Consider the following 18,563-nt stretch of genomic DNA (forward strand, 5'->3'; position numbering starts at 1 on the left):
TTGCTCCAGTTGCTTGCTTAACCTCTCTCGCGTGCGGGAGAGGGGGCACAGCTTCCTTGTGGACGTGTCGAACTCATCTTTGCGAATCTAAGCCGCGATCTTCACCGGCAAGGTTTCAAGACCCTTCACGAAACTCGAATAGACCCGCTTGGGTTCGCCGACCACCTCGATATGCTCGAATCGCTTGAGGATCTCTTCCCAAATAATCTTGAGCTGGAGTTCGGCAAGCCGCAAGCCGACGCAGCGGTGGATGCCGAAGCCGAACGAGAGATGCGTGCGCGGCCGCGCGCGGTCAATGATGAATTCGTAGGGCTTTTCGATCGCATCGGCGTCGCGGTTGCCCGAGACGTACCACATCACGACCTTGTCACCTTTCTTGATCTGCTTGCCGCGGAACTCGAAGTCCGCAAGCGCTGTGCGCCGCATATGGGCCAGCGGCGTCTGCCAGCGGATCACTTCCGGCACGAAGCTGTCGAGAAGCGCTGGGTTTTCGCGCAGCTTGCGATATTGCTCCGGGTGCTGGCTCAGCGCGTGGAGCGAGCCCGACATGGTGTTGCGGGTGGTGTCGTTGCCGCCGACGATCAGAAGGATGAGATTGCCGAGGAAGTTCTTCGCGTCCATGTCGCGCGTCGCGGCGCCATGCGCCATCATTGACAACAGGTCGCTCTTCGGCGGCTGTTCGATGCGTTCCTTCCACAGTCGCGTGAAATAGCCCGCGCATTCCGTCAGCTCGGCCTGACGCTCGTCTTCGGTGGCGACGAGGCCGTCGGGGCCGGGAATGGTGGTCGCGATGTCCGACCAGCGCGTCAGCTTGCGGCGATCCTCCCAGGGAAAGTCGAACAGCACCGCGAGCATCTGCGTGGTGAGCTCGATCGAGACATGGTCGACCCAGTCGAACACCTCGCCGCGGGGCAGATTGTCCAGGCACTCGGCCGAGCGCTGGCGGATGCTGAGCGCGAGATTGTCCAGATGCGTCGGCGTGAACATCGGCGCCACGGTCTTGCGCTGCGCCGCATGGCGCGGCGGGTCCATCGAGATGAAGCTCTCGCGGCGCAGTTCCGGATCGATGTCGCGGATGGTGATGCCGCCGAGCGAGGAGGCCGAGGAGAATACCGAATGATTGGTCTCGATCTCCATGATGTCGTTGTAGCGCGTCACCGACCAATACGGCCCGAACATCGAGTCCTTGCAATAGTGCACGGGATCTTCGCGGCGCAGGCGATCGAAATAGGGCCAGAACGTATCGGTCCTGAACAGCTCTGGGTCGCCCGGATCGAACTGTTCCAGCGGCAGTGACGTAGCGCGTGCGCGTAACGCGTCGAGCTTCGCCGCGTTTTCGATGGTCCCATGCATGACCGCTCTCCCTGACATCAACCGCGCGTTCTCGTTGAATTCTGCGCTGCGGTATTTGATTTGCAATTACAGCCGGTTGTCTGCGCCGGAGCAAGGGCGAGTTTTGCCACATGGGTGTGATGTAGCCCGGATGGAGCGGAGCGAAATCCGGGATTCGGTCCGCCACTGCCGCTGTCCCGGATCGCGCTGCGCTCCATCCGGACTACGAGGCCATTGATCCAACAACGTGATCTCGCGCACGCCCTCGGCCGTGGAATCGTACCAGAAATCGACCGGAATCGAGCTAAATCGAACCCGCCCATCTTGGGGATCGACTAATCTCTGATCTATAAGTTTGATCGAACCAGGTCCGCACCCCGAGGTTGCCGCCGTGAACGACATGCAATGGGCCCCCATCGGCTCCGAACCCTTACCCCCGCCGCTGCCGCCCACGCGGGTCGATTTCACCGGCATCCGTACCGAGTTTCGCAAATTGGTCACCAAGGGTGCCCTGCTCGAGCTCGTCACCTTCGGCTTCTACCGGTTCTGGCTCGTCACCGACATCCGCCGTCATCTGTGGGCGAACACCGCGGTTGATGGCGACGCCGCCGAATATACCGGGCGGGCCAAGGAGCTGCTGGTCGGCTTCCTGTTCGCGCTCGCGATCCTGGTGCCGATCTACCTCGCTTACTTCCTTGTCGGTATCGAGTTCGAACGCTGGCAGGGCTTTGCCTCGACGCCGCTGTTCATCAGCTTCTACGCCTTTGGTCAGTTTGCGATCTTTCGCGCGCGGCGCTATCGCCTGACGCGCACGGTCTGGCGCGGCGTGCGGTTCTGGATGGACGGATCGGGCTGGGCCTATTCGTTCCGCGCCATGCTGTGGGGCTTGCTCGTGTTCCTGACGCTCGGGCTCGCATTGCCGTGGCGCGAGGCCTCGCTCGAACGCTACAAGATGCGGCACACCCATTACGGCGATTTACGCGGCGATTTCGAAGGCGACGGCTGGACATTCTTCAAGCGCGGCTGGTGGCTGTGGCTGCTGAGCCCGATCGCGATGGTGATCTTCCCGCTCGCGCCGTTCTTCTATGCCGAGTTCAAGGCGCGCGAGTGGCGCTGGTGGCTCGACGGTATCCGCATCGGCGACGTCAGCCTGTCCTCGCAATTGCCGCACAACGCATTCTACGCGTTGTACTGGAAAGTGATCGGCTGGTGGATGCTGCTCTCGGCCATCTTCGCCGCCTATATCGGCGGAGCGACCATGCTCGTCGTCAAGCTGAGCGGTCTTTCGGTCGAGCAGGCGTTGGGGCCGGGCAATGCCGCCAAGAGCATCCCGACGCTGGTGATGATGGTGATCGGCTACTTCGCACTCGCTCTCGCCCTCAACATCGTCATGCGGGTCTATCTCCAGCGCGATCTCTGGGCCAAGGTGCTGGAAACTGTCGAGGTGCACAACATCGGAGCCGCGGCGGATGTGCGCGGCAGCGCCGAGCTCGCCAGCGCGCTCGGCGAAGGCTTTGCCGATGGACTCGATGTCGCGGGATTCTGAGCTGTGAGTGAGTTGTCCACAGAGGTGCCGGCGCAATCCGCAAAGCCGACGATCTTCTTCGACGGCGTGTCGAGCCGCAGGCGGCAGGTGGCGCTGACGCTCGGTGACGCGCTCGAGATCCTCGAAGAGGGTGCGACGCCCGTTCGGTGGGCCTATGCCGACATCCGCCGCGCCGATAGCCCGCCCGGCATCTTGCGGCTCGCCTGCGCTTCCGCTCCGCCGCTGGCCCGGCTGGAAATCCGCGACGCTCTGCTTGCGTCAGACGTGACCGCGCGCTGCATGCGGCTCGACGAGCACCAGACCTCGCGCCGCGGGGTCGCAAAAATCGTCGGCTGGTCGATGGCTGCCGCCGTCTCCATTGTCTGCGTCGTGCTGTTCGGCGTGTCGCTCGCTGCCGACCGCCTCGCGCCGCTGGTGCCGAAACCGATCGAGCGGCGCATTGGAGATGCGGCGGAGGTTCAGGTGAAGACGATCTTCGGGCGCAGCGAGTGCCAGGATGGGGCGGGGAAAGCGGCCTTCGTCAAGCTCGTCAATCGGCTGCGCGATGCCGCCGGCCTCGACGACGATTCCATGACCGCGGGCGTGCTGCCGACCCCGGTGCCGAACGCGTTCGCGCTGCCGAGCGGCAAGGTGTTCGTGCTGAAGGGCCTGCTCGACAAGGCCGAAAATGCCGACGAGATCGCCGGCATCCTCGCCCACGAGCTCGGTCATCTCAAGCATTACGACAACATGCGCGGCCTGATCTACAACGGCGGCACCTCGTTCCTGATCGGCCTGTTGTTCGGCGACGTCACTGGCTCGAGCGCCGTGATCTTCGCCTCGCGCAACGTGGTTGAGGCTTCCTATTCGCGCGAGGCCGAGACCGCTGCGGATACGTTTGCCATCGAGATCATGCACAAGCTCGGCCGTTCGCCTAAGCCTGCAGCCGAATTGATGTTCCGCATCACCGGCAAGGAAGGCGGCGGCCTCACGTCGATCCTGGCGAGCCATCCGCTGACCGAGGACCGCCTCGCGCGCATGACGAAAGAAGACCGCCCCGCCAGCGGCCCGCCGCTGCTCACGGATGCGGAGTGGCAGGCGCTGAAGGGGATCTGCGGCAGCGGCAAGGTGTGACGGCCCGCCCTCAGCGCATCACTTCGCGGGCGCAGCAGGTGGATTCGATCCGGTGGTGACGCTCGGCGCGTTGTTCGGATTGGAGGTCGTGGTCTGCGGGCCGACGTCGCGTCCATTGTAGAAGAAGACGGCAGCGACCACGGCGATCACGAAGATCGCGCCGATCGCCCAGCCCACCGGGCTGTTGCGGCGTGCTCTGTCTGCCCTGCGGTCATCCTGATAGGTCATCGTGCTCTCCATCGTAGAGCAGGAAAACCTTGCGCGAGCGAACCTGTTCCTAACGTGACGCGGTTTGCAAGCCGGCGCCTATCTCGTCCCGTAGGCGCGGTCGCCGGCGTCGCCGAGGCCCGGCAGGATAAAGCCGTTCTCGTCGAGACCTTCATCGACTGCGGCCGTCCAGATCGGCACGTCAGGATGCAGTCCGCGCAGCCGTTCGAGCCCTTCGGGGGCGGCGATCAGGCAGGCGAGGCGAATATCCTTGGCGCCGCGCTCCTTCAGCCGGTCGATTGCGGCCACAGCCGTGTTGGCGGTCGCAACCACGGGCGTCACCACGATCGCCAGGCGCTCGCTGAGATCGGACGGCGATTTGAAGAAGTACTCGACCGCGGCAAAGCTGTGCGGCTCGCGGTAGAGGCCAATATGGGCGACGCGCGCGGTCGGCACCAAATCCATCATGCCGTCGACGAAAGTGGTGCCGGCGCGCAGCATCGGCACGAACACCAGCTTCTTGCCCGCGATCTTGGCCGAATGCATCGTCGCCAGCGGCGTTTCGATAACGGTATCGGCGAGCGGCAGGTCGCGCGTCACCTCGTAGCACAGCAGCATGCCGATCTCCTTGATCAGCTCCCGAAACGATTTGGTCGAGATCGATTTGTCCCGCACCAGGGTCAGCTTGTGCTGCACCAACGGATGATCGACGATCGTGACGCCTTGCATGATCGGATGCCTTTCTTCCTTCTCCCCTTGTGGGAGAAGGTGGCGCGAAGCGCCGGATGAGGGGTCTGTTTCCGCGAACTCGAACGAGAGACTAGAACACCGTACCGTCGCTGATCACCTTGAGCGGCGGCGAACCATCGGGGCGGCGCGCGAAGGCGATAGCGCGGCCCGCGGCCCAGGTGCCGCCTTCCAGAATGCTGGCGAGCGGCAATGATTCAGGGGTGCGGCCGAGTTTTGCGCAGACCAGTTCGGCCAGCCGGTCCAGCAGCGCCACGGTCAGCGCGCGCCACTCGACGACGAGCAGGGAATCCACCGCATGCGCGCGCTCGGCATCGGCGGCGTCGCGCAGGCGCAGCACCTCGTGATCGACGAACAGCCCGCCATTGCGATATTCGGCAAGCCCGGTCAGGCCGTCGATGTCGGTGACGTCGAAGCCGGCGCGCTGCAGCGGCTCGATCAACGAATAGCTCAGCCATTGCGACAGCTTGTGCAGGGGCACGAGACTTTCCGTTGAGTCGTTCGCCTTGATCGCCGGGTGGTGCCAGCAATCACCGAGCGGAATTCCGGCAAGCTCCAACCGAGACGGCCAGATCGGTCCGAGCTGGTTCAGCACGGCGGTCAGGATGGCGGGCGCGGGAACCGCGCCGCCCTTCGCCTGCGCCGCGATGTGATCGAACAGACCGCCCGGCCGCGGCGTGTCGTGCGCGCCGAACACGTCCGCCCGCTCCGCCACCAGCTTGCCCAAGCGGCGCAGCAGATCGGTCCGCCCCTCGAGCCCGAGCAGCGGATTGGCATCGCTCACCTGAAAGGCCGAAGTGAGCGCGGCGAGTGGCAGTTGCGCGAGCACGTCGGCATCGGTCCTGAAGGGCGCGCGGGGATCGTGGGAAAAAAGACCGCTCGCGAACATGTCGAGGCTCGCAATCGCAAGCCCCTCGGATCGGCCGACGCTTTGTCCCGTCACGGCGTCCCGGTATCGCCACGCCGCCCCCGCGCCGGCATCGAGCAGCACGCTGACGATGGCAAGGTCGAACTCCGCGCGGGCCCGCGCCGCGCGATCGGGCCACGACGCCGAATCCGCAAGCCGCGCCCAGCGATCGATGCCGCCGAGCACGAAATGCCGCCAGCGCGCATGGAACGGAATCTCCAGCGTCGGATAGGCCTCGCGCGTCACGGCGAGAACGGCGTCGGCAACGCCATCCATGCGATCGAGATCGATGGTGAAATGCGTCAGCCCGCCGTTCAGGCCGATCCCAAACATCTCGCCGGCACGCGCGCGAACCGCTGCTGCGCTGAGCAGCGAACGGGCCTGCAATTCCAAAGCGTCTGCCATCAATCGATCAGTATTTTTCCAGCGAACGCCCGACCACGCCGTCGACGTCCTTCTCCGGCGCGATGTCGGTGGAGTAATAGCCGGCGGCCTTCTTCGCGGCGATCTCGACATAGGCGTCGGCGGGAATGAGCTCGGGCGGGATCGGCACGCGCTCGACGATGTCGATGCCCTGCGAGGTCAAAGCGTCGTGCTTCATGTCGCTCATCGACAGGAAGCGGTCGATGCGCTTCAGGCCCAGCCAGTGGATGGTGTCGGGCATCAATTGCTGGAAGCGCGCGTCCTGGACGCCGGCGACGCATTCGGTGCGCTCGAAGTAGGCGGCGGCCGCGTCGCCGTCCTCCTGGCGCTTGCGCGCATTGTAGACCAGGAACTTCGTGACCTCGCCGAGCGCGCGGCCTTCCTTGCGGTTGTAGATCACGAGCCCGAGTCCGCCCTCCTGCGCGCCGCGCGCGGATTCCTCGATGCCGTGAATGAGGTAGGGCCGGCAGGTGCAGATGTCGGAGCCGAACACGTCGGAGCCGTTGCACTCGTCATGCACGCGGCAGGTGATCTTGGTGCGATGGTCCGGCAGCTTGCTGACGTCGCCGAACATGTAGACTGTGGTGCCGCCGATCGGCGGCAGAAACACCTTCATGTCCGGCCGGGTCACCAGCTCGGGGAACATACCGGCGGTCTGCTCGAACAGCGTGCGCCGCAGCTCGGTCTCGTTGGTCGCAAAGCGCTCCGCAAGGCCCGGCAGATACCAGACCGGATCGATCGCGATCTTCACCACCGACACGCTGCCATTGGCGTGCACGACGTCGCCGTCGGCGCGCAGGCGCTTGGCGGCGAGCGCCTCGCGGATCTCCGGCAGGTCGAGCCGCGCGCGCGTCACCGCGATGCTCGGCCTGATGTCGATGCCCTCGGCGATGTCCTTGCCGAAATTCTCGGCGACGAGATGCCCCCAGGGATCGAGTGCGACGATCTTGGCGGGATCGCTCCATTGCGGGAACGGCCCGATGGTGGCGGCCGGAAAGGTGTTGGTGAGGTCGGGACGTCGGATCGGATCGAGCGCGCCGGCGGACACCGCGAGCGCGCGGTACATCGCATAGGAGCCGCCATGGCTGCCGATCACGTTGCGATCCCCCGCGCGCGACACCGTGCCGATGATCGGTCCGCGGGCGCGTGCGTCGGCGGCGCCCCAGTGGATCGGGAAGGCGGCTGTCCTGCCCGGCTCCGGATGGGAGGTGAGGCGGATGTGGTCGGTACGGTTCGCGCGGCTCATGACCAAACTCCTAAAAAGCCAACGGCCCGCCGCTCGGACGGGCCTTGGCTCGTCGCGCTGCCGATGCGGAACATCGGCGGCGCGAGCTCAATCCAACATATTGTAGCGGGCAGTCGCGACAGACAAGTTAATCGTGCTGCGCGGGGCAGGGCGGCTCGATGCCAAATTCCCGTCATCGTGCGACCCGGCAGCGCTTGCCCGAGTGCCACGCTACCGCACTGGCGGAGCTCTCCGCCATCGCAGTAAGATGATGAAGTAATTATGGTTTTCACGTTTTCAAGAGGCGCCACACGGTTGGCGTGCCGGGCGTCGAGTTTCCGGACAAAACGTGTCATCAAACCAAAACGTACAGATCGCCTTTGCCGCATCGCCTTCCTTGGAGACCGCCATGCCCGCCCCCGCCTACATCGACCCCCGCAACGGTAAGCTCTATCCGCTGGACCAGCCGCGCTGGTGCTCGGACGAGCGCACGCCGCTGCTGGTGACGCCCGGGGCAGGGATGTCGCGGGAGGAGATCGAGCCGCGCACGCGTTCGCTCTGGCGCTACCGGGCGGCGCTGCCGGTCGAGATCAAGACTCCCATCACGCTCGGCGAAGGCTGCACGCCGCTGGTGCAGCAGGCCTGGGGCGAGCTGCGCCCGTTCTTCAAGCTCGAATGGTTCAACCCGACCGGCAGCTTCAAGGACCGGGGCTCCGCCGTGATGCTGTCGTTCCTGCGGCAGATCGGCGTCGACGCCATTCTGGAGGACTCGTCCGGCAATGGCGGCTCGTCGATGGCGGGTCTCGGCGCCGCCGGCGGCATGCGCGTGAAGATTCTCGCGCCTGCATCGACGTCACCGGCCAAGATCGCACAGGTCCGCGCCTATGGTGCCACGGTGCAGTTGGTTGAGGGGCCGCGCGAGGAATCGGAGGCCGAGGCGATCCGGCAGTCGAGCCAGACCTTCTATGCCAGCCACAATTGGCAACCGTTCTTCCTCGAAGGCACCAAGTCGCTCGCCTATGAGATATGGGAGGACCTCGGCTTCCGCGCCCCCGACAACGTCATGGTTCCCGTCGGCGCCGGCAGCAGCCTTTTGGGTTGCGCCTTTGGTTTCCGTGAGCTGTTGAAAGCCGGCCAGATCACCAAGCTGCCGCGGCTGTTCGCGGCGCAGCCGCTCAACTGCTCGCCGATCGATGCAAGCTTCAAGGCCGGCGTCGACACCCCTGTCGCGCGTGAGGTGAACAAGACCATCGCCGAAGGCACCGCGATCAAGCATCCGCTGCGCCTGCGCGAGATCATCGGCGCGTTAAGCGAGAGCGGTGGCGGCACTGTCGCGCTCACCGAGGACGAGATCGTCGCCGCGCTGCGGCGTCTTGCGCTTCAGGGCCTGTTCGCCGAGCCGACCAGCGCAAGTGCTGCCGCCACGCTGGACAAACTATCCGCCACCGGTAGCATCAAGGCGACCGAGACCACGGTTGCGGTCCTCACCGGCACCGGCCTCAAGGCCGCGACCATCGTTGCCGATCTCGTGCAATAGGACCGCGAGGAGGCGAAGCCGTCGCCGTCATGGGCTTGCGTTGAACCTTTGGCATCCGTCGTCAGCCTCATGAAAAACTGACATTGAGCGAAGGGAGAGTTCCATGGCCGACCAAGACCCGTTTGCTGGTTTCAAGGCAGTCCAGAAGGAAGCCTGGTCGCTGTTCACGCCGATGGAAGTGTTCACGACGCCCTCGGCCGCCAAGCTCGTGAGCTTCGCCGGGGTCGCGACCGGCCAAATGCTGCTCGATGTCGGATGCGGCACCGGCGTTGCTGCGATCACGGCGGCGCGCCGCGGTGCGAAGGTCAGGGGTCTCGACCTGTCGCCGGTCCTGATCGAGCGCGCCCGCGAGCACGCGCAACTGGCGAATCTCGATGTCGACTTCGCCGAAGGCGACGCCGAAAGCCTGCCCTATGGCGACAACGAGTTCGACGTGGTGCTCAGCCAGTTCGGCCACATGTTCGCGCCGCGCCCCGAGGTCGCCATCGGCGAGATGCTGCGCGTGCTGAAGCCCGGCGGCACCATCGCCTTCTCCACCTGGCCGCCGCATCTCTATGTCGGCCGGATGTTCGCGCTGATCGGCCGCCATCTGCCGCCGCCCGAAGGCGTGGCATCACCGGTGTCGTGGGGCGATCCCAAGATCGTCGCCGAACGTCTCGCGGGGAAAGTGAAGGATATCGCCTTCGAGATGGACATCATGACGCCGTCCGCACTCAGCCCGCAGCATTTCCGCCGCACCATGGAAACGACGATCGGCCCTTTGATCAAGCTCGTCGCCCAGTACAAGGACGAACCGGACAGATTGCGGAGTTTTCGCAGCGAGTTCGAGGCGCTGATCTCCGAATATTACGACGGAAGCAACAACGTGATGCGCCAGCAATTTTTGATGTCGAAGGCGAAGAAGGCGTAAAGCCGCGCCACGGTGCTTTCCTTCTCCCCTTGCGATCTCACTCCTTCAGATCGTTCACGCGCCTCACCCAAATGCGTACATCGGTGAGCACGTCGGGCAGCGCCGCCTTGACCTCAGCCACGGTCATGCCGGCCTTGATGCGGGGATCGTAGAGCAGGTTGAGGATGTACTGGTCATAGACGTCGAAATAGCCCATCGAGACGTTGTCGTTGAACATGGTCCAGGGCACGCTGGCGGTGTCGTTGATCGGGCCGAGCGATTGCAGCAGCTCCTCATAGGCGCAGTCGAGGAAGGTGAAATCGCCGTTGTCGACGGTGAGGATGACGTCGGAATGCTCGATCTCGAAATTGTCGTTCTTGCGGAAGCCGGACAGGCATTGCGGATCGAGCGAGGTGCGGATCTCGCGGGCCTTCTCCGCACCGTAGAAGCTCGAGATGGTGCGGAACAGATCGCGGTCGCGCACGAGCTTCACGCGCACATTCGCCGCTTCGCTGGAGTCGATCATGGCGATGTCGAGATGCTGCACGCGCTTGCCGATGTCGGCTACGACTTTCGCGAGCTGCGCCTTGCGGTCGGCGCGATCGCTCTCGGCGAACACGCGCACCGGTCCGTCGAACTTGCGGATGCGATCGACACGGCCGGCAAGGTGGTATTCGGCGCCGAACGCCGTCTTCAGAAAGCCGTCGACGATCTCGCCGTCGGTAAAGCTCTTCTTCTCGGCGCGCTGGCGCGAAGCGATCGCGGGCAATTCGCCCGCGACGGCGATGGTAGCGGTGTCAGGCGCGAACGCGACGGTGGCGAGCGCCAGCAGCACGATGCGAAAGCCGGACGGAGACGGGGCCAATGCGCTCATTGCCAGGCGACGCTGCCGTATTCGGAACCGACGCACAAGGCCGCATATCCACGCGGCGCCGATTCTTGCTAGTTGTTCAGCACAACCACCGTGGTGCCGACCCCGACGCGGCCGTAGAGGTCGGTGACGTCGTCATTGGTCATGCGGAAGCAGCCCGAGGACACCGCCTGGCCGATCGTCTCCGGCTCGTTGGAGCCGTGGATGCGATAGAGTGTCGAGCCCAGATACATCGCGCGCGCACCGAGCGGATTTTCGACGCCGCCCTTCATGTGACGCGGCAGGTCCGGCCGGCGCGCCAGCATCTGTGACGGCGGCGTCCAGTCCGGCCATTCCTTCTTGGCGGTGATCCGGTGCACGCCGCCCCAGCGGAAGCCGTCGCGGCCGACACCGATGCCGTAGCGCAGGGCCTGGCCGTTCTGGAGCACCAGATAGAGCCGGCGCTCCGAGGTGTTCACCACGATCGTGCCCGGGGCGTAGTTGCCGTTATACATGACGGTGGTGCGGGGAACTGGGCTCGAGCCGCCGCGGAAGAAATTCGGGCCGCCGCCCATGATGTCGCGCGAGTCGAACTCCTCGGCGAAGGCGCCGCCGGCGGTCGCCGACAGCAGTGCGATGGCGGCAATCGGCGCGGCAAAATACCGGATCATTGTTCCCCCAGCAAAAAATCGATTCAACTGAAGTTACAGGCCATATTTGCGGGCTTTCCGCAAGCCACGGCCTCGTGAGACGGGGCATCCTTAACGGTTGGAGTTACCAAACCGGCAACCGCGCCAATTTGCCGGAAAGTATTAGCCAAACCAGCGCATCGCCGCGCGGGGCAGGGCGGCGACGCCGGCTATTGCTTTGACGAGACGAGCGAACAATGATTGATCGGATGGATTGTTGGAACATTGCCGGTTGCGGGAGCTGACGGATGAACGGTGCGGAAAGTCTGGTGCGGACGATGGTCAAGGGCGGGGTCGACGTCTGCTTCTCCAACCCCGGCACCTCCGAGATGCATTTTGTCGCAGCGCTCGACCGCGTGCCCGGCATGCGTTGCGTGCTCGGCCTGTTCGAAGGCGTGGTGACCGGCGCCGCCGACGGCTATTTCCGCATGAAGGGCACGCCGGCCTCGACGTTGCTGCATCTCGGTCCGGGTCTCGCCAACGGCCTTGCCAATCTGCACAACGCCAAGAAGGCGAATTCCGGCATCGTCAACATCGTCGGCCAGCACGCCGTCTACCACATCGACTACAACGCGCCGCTGACCTCCGACATCGAGGGCCTGGCCCGGCCGATGTCGTCCTGGGTCCGCACTTCGCCGGACTCCAAATCGGTCGCTGCCGACGGTGCCGCGGCGATCGCCGCCGCCAAGAGCGCGCCGCCGCAGATCGCGACCCTGATCCTGCCCGCCGACACCGCCTGGAACGAAGCGGACGGCATCGCCGAGGTTCCGGCCGAGCAGCAGCGCGCAAGCTATTCGCCGCAGGCGGTCGAGCAGGCCGCAAAGATCCTGCACGGCGACGGCGAGGGCACGCTGCTGCTGATGACCGGCAGTGCGCTGAGCGAGCAGGGCCTGGCGCTGGCCGAGCGCATCGCCGCCAAGACCGGTTGCACCGTGATGGGCCCGACCTTCCGTCCCAGGATGGCGCGCGGCCGCGGCCGCTTCTCGATCGACCGCATCCATTACGTGATCGACAACGCGCTGCAGATGCTGGCCAGGTTCCGCCATATCGTGCTGGTCGAGTCCGACGATCCCGTGGCGTTCTTTGCCTATCCGAACAAGCCGAGCATCCTCAAGCCAGAGGGCTGCGAGGTGCATCGCATGACCTCCTGGGGTGAGAATTCGGTCGCTGCACTCGAAGCCCTTGCCGGCGCGGTGAAGGCCAGCGCGAAGGACGTCAAGCCGCAGGCCGCGGCTGAGCTGCTCAAGCCGACCGGCGCACTGACCCACGCCTCGATCGCCCAGTCGATCGCCTATGCGATTCCGGAGAATGCGATCCTGGTCGACGAATCCCTCACCACCGGCCGCGCCTTCTTCCCGCCGACAGCGGCGGCTGCTCCGCACGACTGGCTCCAGAACATGGGCGGCTCGATCGGCTTCTCGACGCCGCTCTCGATCGGTGCCGCGATCGCCTGCCCGGACCGCAAGGTGATCTGCATGGTCGGCGACGGCAGCGCGATGTACACGATCCAGTCGCTGTGGACGCAGGCGAGAGAAAATCTCAATATCGTCACCATCGTGTTCGCCAATCGCATCTACCAGATCCTGCGCGGCGAGTTCGACAATGTCGGCGCCGGCGAGCCCGGCCAGCGCGCCAACGACATGCTGCGGCTCGACCGGCCGACGCTGGATTTCGTGGCGCTGGCCAAGGGCATGGGCGTGCCCGGCCGCGCCGTCACCAACGCGGACGAGTTCAACAAGGCGCTGGCCGAGGCCGTCGCCGAGCCCGGACCGCGGCTGATCGAAGTCCAGATGTAGGGCACCGCATCAGGAGCGCCGAGGGCCGGGGGCAAGATGCAGACCGAGCTGAACAAGGTGATCGCGGCACTCCGGGACTTCTACGCACACGAAACATTCCTGTTCGAGAAGGACATCGGCGAGCGTGCCATCACGCACCGCTTCGCTGTGCATCTGGAGAAGCAGTTCTCCGGCTGGTCGGTCGATTGCAACTACGACCGGCTAGGCGAGCGTACGCTGCATCTGCCGCACGGCACCATCATCTCGACCGACGATCATCTGGGCAAGTCGATCTACCCTGACGTCGTGGTGCATCAGCGCGAGATCCCGAACAATTTGCTCACCGTGGAGATCCGCAAGGCCAGCAATCACACCGCGCTCGACCACGACCAGCACAAGCTGATGGCGTTGACCGATGCGCATGTCTGGTTCGCCTTTTGGATCGGCGTGCTGCTGGTGCTGGACAAGGACAACGTGACGATCTCGGAAGTCTATGTCAGCGGCGTCCTCGATCAGCCGCTGTCGCGCTGGTTCGCCACGCGGCTGGAGGAGGTCGGCCTCGGGATGGCGCGTTAAGGCGTGTGCCGAATTGTCGCCTTTAATTCAGCTATTCCCTTGAGTCATAGCCCAAGCGCGATCTCGGCCCATTTCAGCATGCGGTCGCTATTGAGGAACGCCAGCACCGCCGGCTCGAGCGACGCTGTGCCGCCCGGTGCGAGCAAAGCCGTCGCGGCCACCATGTCGCAGCGTTGATTGAAGGCGAGTGAGAGCGCGGCCTTGGCGTTCCCCTCGACGCGATATGCCCGGCTGCGGCCGCGCATTGGACCGACAAGGATCTCTCGGCCGGCGGCCGTCGGCGTTGCCTTCCCAATCAGCGCCAGGTCGCCCATCTGCTCGAGGTCGCCGTCATCGGCAATGCCGGTGGCGCAATTGCAAAAGCCGAGCTTGGCGCGAACGTAGAGCTGGACTTCGCCGCCGCAATCCGCGGCCTTGCAGCGGAACGCTTTTCCTTTCCCCCAGGGATCCGCACCGAAAGGCCAGTCGATTTCCGTCCACACTGGGCGAACCTCGCCGGAGGTCGCTGTTGCGCGTGCCGGTTCACCGGATCGCAATATCCAGAGCGCTGTGGCTGAGCAGAACAGTGCGATGGCTGCGCTGGTTGCAACGAGCTTGCTTGTCAGGCGCATGGAAGTTGCCGCGACATCTTTGCTAATTCTGAGCCATCAACTTTCGTGCGGCCGCGAGGTCCTCTCGCGACGAGTCGCCATTTCTCGCGGTTTCGACGACTTTCGCGTAGTACTGGCGGGCCTTCACAGGATCCCCCGCTTTCTCGGCCGCGTGAGCGGCGCCGATCGTCGCGCCAAATCGGTTCGGCTCCTTGCGCATCGTGCTTTCGAACGCGACCAATGCCTCCGTCGCCATGCCGCGTTCGAGCAGCATGGTCCCGTAAAGCTCGCGTGCGGGGGCAAGTGGACCCGGCGTCACGATGGATTTTTCGGTCTTGTCTTCGGCATCGGCGGCAAGGCGCATCGCTTCCAACGCATCCGCCTGCTTCCCCAGGGCGTTGAGCTGCCAGGCTGTAGCGACCTGCCGCTGAATGTCCACGATTTCGGCCCAATAGGCGTCCTTGTCCTGCTGCAGCTTGTCCCGCAACTCCGCCAGCTTGGCGATGTCCGCCGTTGCCGCGTCTGCATTGCCGGAGCGCGCGGCGCCAAGGGCGCGGGCGAAATAGGTGATCGCATCGACATAGGCAAACCGGCTCGGCTCGACCTTCAGCGCGGCGGCGCCCTGCCAATCACCGCGCTCGACCATATAGCGCGCTTGGCTGGCCGCTATCGCGTAGGGACCGGCGCGGACAGCCGGCACATAGCCAGTGGTCGCAATCATGTCCGCGATGACCTCGCTGGCTCGGCTGTCCTGCGCAAGCTGGAGCAGCGCGTAGACCATATAATCGTCGGCATGCAGCTGCTCGCTGGGGTCTTTGCCCTCCTTGGCAGCCTTCGCGGAACGGCTATTGGCGTCGATGGATTCGTTCCAGTAGCCGACGCGCGTGAAGATGTGCGACGGCATATGCAAGGCGTGCGGTGCCGCCGGCGCGATCTCGGAATAACGCTTAGCAGCGTCGAGTCCTTGCTCTGCGATCGCCGGATAGTCATAGAGATGGATCAGGTAATGTGCGACGCCGGGATGCCGCGGCTGGCGCTTGAAGATCGGCTCCAGGATAGCGGCGCCCTTGAGCTGGTTGGCATAGGACTTGTCGTTTGGTGACGCCGTGACGTTCAGCGTAATGGCGTAGGCGATCTGCGCCTCGTCATCATCGGGATAGCGCGCGGCGACGGCTTCGGTTGCCCTGAGATAGGCCTGCGCACGCTGTCCAAACGTCGTCTTTTCGTCGCCCGAATAGAAGGCCAGCAGCGCATCGATATAGCCGCGTTCGCGTTCGCTCTTGGCGCCGAGTGCCTTCGCCTTCTGCAGCGCGGCGAGCCCTCCGGTGAGGTTTTCCTTCGGCGCGGCAAAATGCGGATTGTACAGCAGGCTCAGCGCAATGCCCCAATAGGCGATCGCGCATTCCGGATCGGCCTGCAGCGTCTCCTCGAAAATTTCCTTTGCGGGCCGGTACCAGAACGAGTGCTGATAACGCATCCCGCGATCAAAGCGGCGCTGCGCCACCTCGTTGCAGGAAGTCTGGAAGTGCACCTTGCCAAATTGCTCATCGGCCCCGTCTTCCGCGCGTGCGGCGGGCGTGCCGGAAATCGAGCCTAAGGTAGCGAGGGCGAGAAGAGAGATGGTTCTCAAGGCGAGCGCGCGCATCGGCCCCTCCGTTTCTGTTCAGAATAAATCTGGTCAGATGGCGCCGATAAAACCGAGGGCGCCGAAGTTCGTACTGCTGAGATCGGCAATGGCAATTGCGTTGTTGAAGGATTTCTCCATTCGCGATGCGAGTCAACAGGAAGCGGACGGATTTGCGTTAGGGAAGCACGCCTGCCAGGATCCATCCGCCCGCGCGTCGAGGCGAGTGGGTCACAAGGCCGCTCGCACGACGAGCGGCCTTGCATCATCGACCGTCATCCCCTCAATGCAGCGGATCGCCCTGGCCGAGCGCGTAGGCGACGAGGTCCTTCAGCGCGAAGCTGGAGCCGGTCACCGGCGTCCATTGCGGGTCGAGCGACAGCACGGAGGAATTATCTCCGAACATCATGCCGAGGAAGACTTCTGCGACGATGCGACCGCCGACCGGTCCGAGTTGCGGTGTCTTGACCGTGGCGGGCCCGCCGGTGGCGGAGATCTGCATGTCGGTCGCGTTTTGCCGCGCCTCGGCGAGGATGTAGGCCCACAGTGGGCAGTTGTCGGCGAACACGCCGTTCGCGATGCTCGCGATCTTGACTTGCGGATCGCCCGGTCCCGGCTCGTCGACCGCCTTGCCGATGATGATCTCGTCGTCGGTCAGCGGTGTCAGCTTCATCGCCTTGGCGACGGCCTGGCCGGACGGCAGCCCAAGCCGCCAGCTGCGCTCGAGATTGCGCAGCGCTAGCGACGCCGGATTGGAGGCGACTTCCGGCGGCAGCTTGCGCAGCGGGTCCACAAGCGAGGCATCGATGCGATAGGCAAACTGCAGCCGCCTCTTGTTGTCGGGATTGGCGTCGTCGTCCTCGACGCCATAGGGGCGCGTGTCGAGATCGATGAAGCGGCCCCAATCCATGGCGCGTCCTGGTCCCATCGCTCGGAAGCCGGTCAGTGCGTTGTGGTCGGGATTGTTGGGATCGGGAAAGATCTGCAGCAGCATGTTGGCCGCGTCGTTCAGCCGGTAGCCGGGGCGGATCATGGAGTGCCCGAGCCGGTAGGCCGCGACCGAGAACTCGACCGGCATGAACGGATAGGTCTTCCAATGGTAGTAAGCGAGCTTGCCGCGGTCGTAGCGACCCGCGGTCTTCAGCTGGTCCAGCACGCTGGCGTGGACGATGCGCGGCAGGAAGTCGTTCAGCACCACGTACTGATAGTGGAATCGAACGCGCTGCTGCACCTCTTCGAACGACAGGCTGTCATTGTCGTCGACCATGCGGTTGTGAAAGCGCAGCATCAAGGCTTGAAACTGCGAGACAATGCTGTTCTCGTCGTTGCGGGGATCGCCGATCAGCGCGCGGCCCTTGAAGCGCGGCAGATCGACTGCATCGGGCACGCCCGCCCCGGTGACCTTCTCGCCGAGCCGGAACTTGATGTCGTCATACATGTAGGGCTGGTCGTTCGGGCCGCGGCCGTAGACATTGTCCATGTCGAGTGACGGCGTGCGGAAGTCGACGAGCCCGTCGGGGTCCTGCTGCTTGGTCAGCGAGCTGACCGGATCGAAGGTGATGTCGTGGTCGATGAACTGGCCAAAATAAGTGTAGAGCGAGGGAATGCCGCTCTCTTCCGCATCCGGCCCGTCCTTCGGCCCGTCGAAGCCGGCGACCATCTTGTCGGCGAGCGCCGACAGGTTTGCGACAGCGTCGGAATCGTTCGGGCCGAATTTGGCCGGTGCGAGCTTGCGGAACATGCGGCCGAAGCGGCCTTGCGAAAGCGGCGAACGCGTTGCGTTCAGACCGCGCGGAACAATTGCGTGGCGGCTGCTCATTGAAACACCTTCCTGAAAAGTCGAATGGAAAGATCGGGCTAAGGTTTCTCGCGCTGGAGTTTGCAGCCTAGGCGCGATCACGCCTGCCACGAGCGAGATGGATCACAATTGCCCGGTATCGAAATTTTCGGAAGGTGCGCCTTGGCCCGCAAGCCACGGCTGCGCATCGTGAATTTCTCGGTGCTGATGACGGATAACATTCTCGTCATCGACGGACGCAAGCGGCTTCGCACAGTTTCAATTCGCCGGCACGTCGGCGGAGCGGGTCGTCTTCACGCAAAAATTGTGGCGGCGCGCGCGTCATACGCGCACGCCGCCAATTCGTCAGTAGTCGCGCTGCTGCGAGAACGCGTAGCGCGGGTTGATGCCGCAATAGGACGACGTGCCGGAGGCGGTAGCGAGGCACTGCTGATAGCTGGCGAACTGGCAATTGCCGGGGTAACCCCACGAGCGGCCCTGGATGCAATATCGATCGTTCGCAGGATGTGCCTGGGCTGCCGGGGATGCTACGGCGAGCAGGGCCGCGAGCGATGCGAGAGTGAGGATGGTGCGACGCATGTCAGTCTCCTTCGAGAGCGAGTGGGTGGGAATGCCAGCGAGCCTGGCTCGTCTGTTGCGCAGTCATGCCTGTATTGGTGTCGCCAGAATGCTTTGCGTTCGCGACAAGGCACATCATGACGCAGCCTGCTGCCGGCAATGTGATCTCGGCCACAG

General features: G+C 64.4%; 17 protein-coding genes. 6 read left to right on the forward strand and 11 right to left on the reverse strand.

Annotated features, from left to right (window positions below; translation table 11 throughout):
- Nucleotides 1-87: 87 nt before the first annotated feature.
- Nucleotides 88-1,353, reverse strand: coding sequence for a cytochrome P450 (locus tag BcanWU425_RS08065; RefSeq protein WP_204512285.1), 1,266 nt, complete (start codon nt 1,351-1,353; stop codon nt 88-90).
- 379 nt (nt 1,354-1,732) lie between these two features.
- On the opposite strand from BcanWU425_RS08065, the gene BcanWU425_RS08070 reads away from it, so the two are divergent.
- Both BcanWU425_RS08070 and BcanWU425_RS08075 read left to right on the forward strand, forming a co-directional pair.
- Nucleotides 1,733-2,878, forward strand: a complete 1,146-nt coding sequence (locus BcanWU425_RS08070; protein WP_204514001.1) for a YjgN family protein — start codon at nt 1,733-1,735, stop codon at nt 2,876-2,878.
- Between the two features lie 3 nt (nt 2,879-2,881).
- Nucleotides 2,882-3,991: a M48 family metallopeptidase gene (locus tag BcanWU425_RS08075; RefSeq protein ID WP_204512284.1), complete on the forward strand. Its 1,110-nt coding sequence runs from the start codon at nt 2,882-2,884 to the stop codon at nt 3,989-3,991.
- Nucleotides 3,992-4,009: 18 nt separating this feature from the next.
- On the opposite strand, the gene BcanWU425_RS08080 is transcribed toward BcanWU425_RS08075, so the two are convergent.
- From BcanWU425_RS08080 to BcanWU425_RS08095, 4 genes are all read right to left on the reverse strand, one after another.
- Complete coding sequence (locus tag BcanWU425_RS08080) at nt 4,010-4,219, reverse strand: hypothetical protein (RefSeq protein ID WP_026232575.1); 210 nt, start codon at nt 4,217-4,219, stop codon at nt 4,010-4,012.
- Nucleotides 4,220-4,297: 78 nt separating this feature from the next.
- A complete protein-coding gene (upp, locus tag BcanWU425_RS08085) occupies nt 4,298-4,927 on the reverse strand; it encodes a uracil phosphoribosyltransferase (RefSeq protein WP_007614501.1) in 630 nt (209 codons plus the stop codon).
- Nucleotides 4,928-5,018: 91 nt separating this feature from the next.
- On the reverse strand, nt 5,019-6,257 hold the full coding sequence (locus tag BcanWU425_RS08090; protein ID WP_204512283.1) for a URC4/urg3 family protein: 1,239 nt from the start codon (nt 6,255-6,257) through the stop codon (nt 5,019-5,021).
- Nucleotides 6,258-6,264: 7 nt separating this feature from the next.
- Nucleotides 6,265-7,521, reverse strand: a complete 1,257-nt coding sequence (locus tag BcanWU425_RS08095; protein WP_085349556.1) for a GTP cyclohydrolase II — start codon at nt 7,519-7,521, stop codon at nt 6,265-6,267.
- Nucleotides 7,522-7,909: 388 nt separating this feature from the next.
- Here BcanWU425_RS08095 and BcanWU425_RS08100 point away from each other — a divergent pair, with 388 nt between their 5' ends.
- Both BcanWU425_RS08100 and BcanWU425_RS08105 read left to right on the forward strand, forming a co-directional pair.
- Nucleotides 7,910-9,037 (forward strand): threonine synthase, encoded by a 1,128-nt coding sequence (locus BcanWU425_RS08100; protein ID WP_204512282.1) that lies wholly within the window; start codon nt 7,910-7,912, stop codon nt 9,035-9,037.
- 103 nt (nt 9,038-9,140) lie between these two features.
- Nucleotides 9,141-9,947, forward strand: coding sequence for a class I SAM-dependent methyltransferase (locus BcanWU425_RS08105; RefSeq protein ID WP_204512281.1), 807 nt, complete (start codon nt 9,141-9,143; stop codon nt 9,945-9,947).
- Between the two features lie 37 nt (nt 9,948-9,984).
- Here the strand turns inward: BcanWU425_RS08105 and BcanWU425_RS08110 are convergent, their stop codons facing one another.
- Nucleotides 9,985-10,800 (reverse strand): DUF2927 domain-containing protein, encoded by an 816-nt coding sequence (locus BcanWU425_RS08110; RefSeq protein ID WP_018453696.1) that lies wholly within the window; start codon nt 10,798-10,800, stop codon nt 9,985-9,987.
- Between the two features lie 68 nt (nt 10,801-10,868).
- Nucleotides 10,869-11,447 carry a L,D-transpeptidase gene (locus tag BcanWU425_RS08115; protein WP_007596474.1) on the reverse strand — a complete coding sequence of 193 codons (579 nt, stop codon included), beginning with the start codon at nt 11,445-11,447 and terminating at the stop codon, nt 10,869-10,871.
- Between the two features lie 266 nt (nt 11,448-11,713).
- Here BcanWU425_RS08115 and BcanWU425_RS08120 point away from each other — a divergent pair, with 266 nt between their 5' ends.
- Together BcanWU425_RS08120 and BcanWU425_RS08125 are read left to right on the forward strand one after the other, a co-directional pair.
- Nucleotides 11,714-13,261 carry an acetolactate synthase large subunit gene (locus BcanWU425_RS08120; protein WP_085349553.1) on the forward strand — a complete coding sequence of 516 codons (1,548 nt, stop codon included), beginning with the start codon at nt 11,714-11,716 and terminating at the stop codon, nt 13,259-13,261.
- A 36-nt stretch (nt 13,262-13,297) separates the two neighbouring features.
- Entirely contained in the window at nt 13,298-13,816 is a 519-nt protein-coding gene (locus tag BcanWU425_RS08125) for a hypothetical protein (RefSeq protein WP_085349552.1), read from the forward strand.
- A gap of 44 nt (nt 13,817-13,860) precedes the next feature.
- Here BcanWU425_RS08125 and BcanWU425_RS08130 read toward each other — a convergent pair whose 3' ends face one another.
- The 4 genes from BcanWU425_RS08130 to BcanWU425_RS08145 all read right to left on the reverse strand — a co-directional run bounded on the left by BcanWU425_RS08130 (nt 13,861) and on the right by BcanWU425_RS08145 (nt 18,407).
- Entirely contained in the window at nt 13,861-14,298 is a 438-nt protein-coding gene (locus BcanWU425_RS08130) for a hypothetical protein (RefSeq protein ID WP_231190307.1), read from the reverse strand.
- Between the two features lie 151 nt (nt 14,299-14,449).
- Nucleotides 14,450-16,051 (reverse strand): hypothetical protein, encoded by a 1,602-nt coding sequence (locus tag BcanWU425_RS08135; protein WP_204512280.1) that lies wholly within the window; start codon nt 16,049-16,051, stop codon nt 14,450-14,452.
- Between the two features lie 262 nt (nt 16,052-16,313).
- Entirely contained in the window at nt 16,314-17,849 is a 1,536-nt protein-coding gene (locus BcanWU425_RS08140; RefSeq protein ID WP_204512279.1) for a peroxidase family protein, read from the reverse strand.
- Between the two features lie 324 nt (nt 17,850-18,173).
- On the reverse strand, nt 18,174-18,407 hold the full coding sequence (locus BcanWU425_RS08145; RefSeq protein ID WP_007596464.1) for a DUF3551 domain-containing protein: 234 nt from the start codon (nt 18,405-18,407) through the stop codon (nt 18,174-18,176).
- Nucleotides 18,408-18,563: the final 156 nt, after the last annotated feature.

This window comes from Bradyrhizobium sp. WU425, assembly GCF_021052305.1.
GTDB lineage: Bacteria > Pseudomonadota > Alphaproteobacteria > Rhizobiales > Xanthobacteraceae > Bradyrhizobium > Bradyrhizobium canariense_D.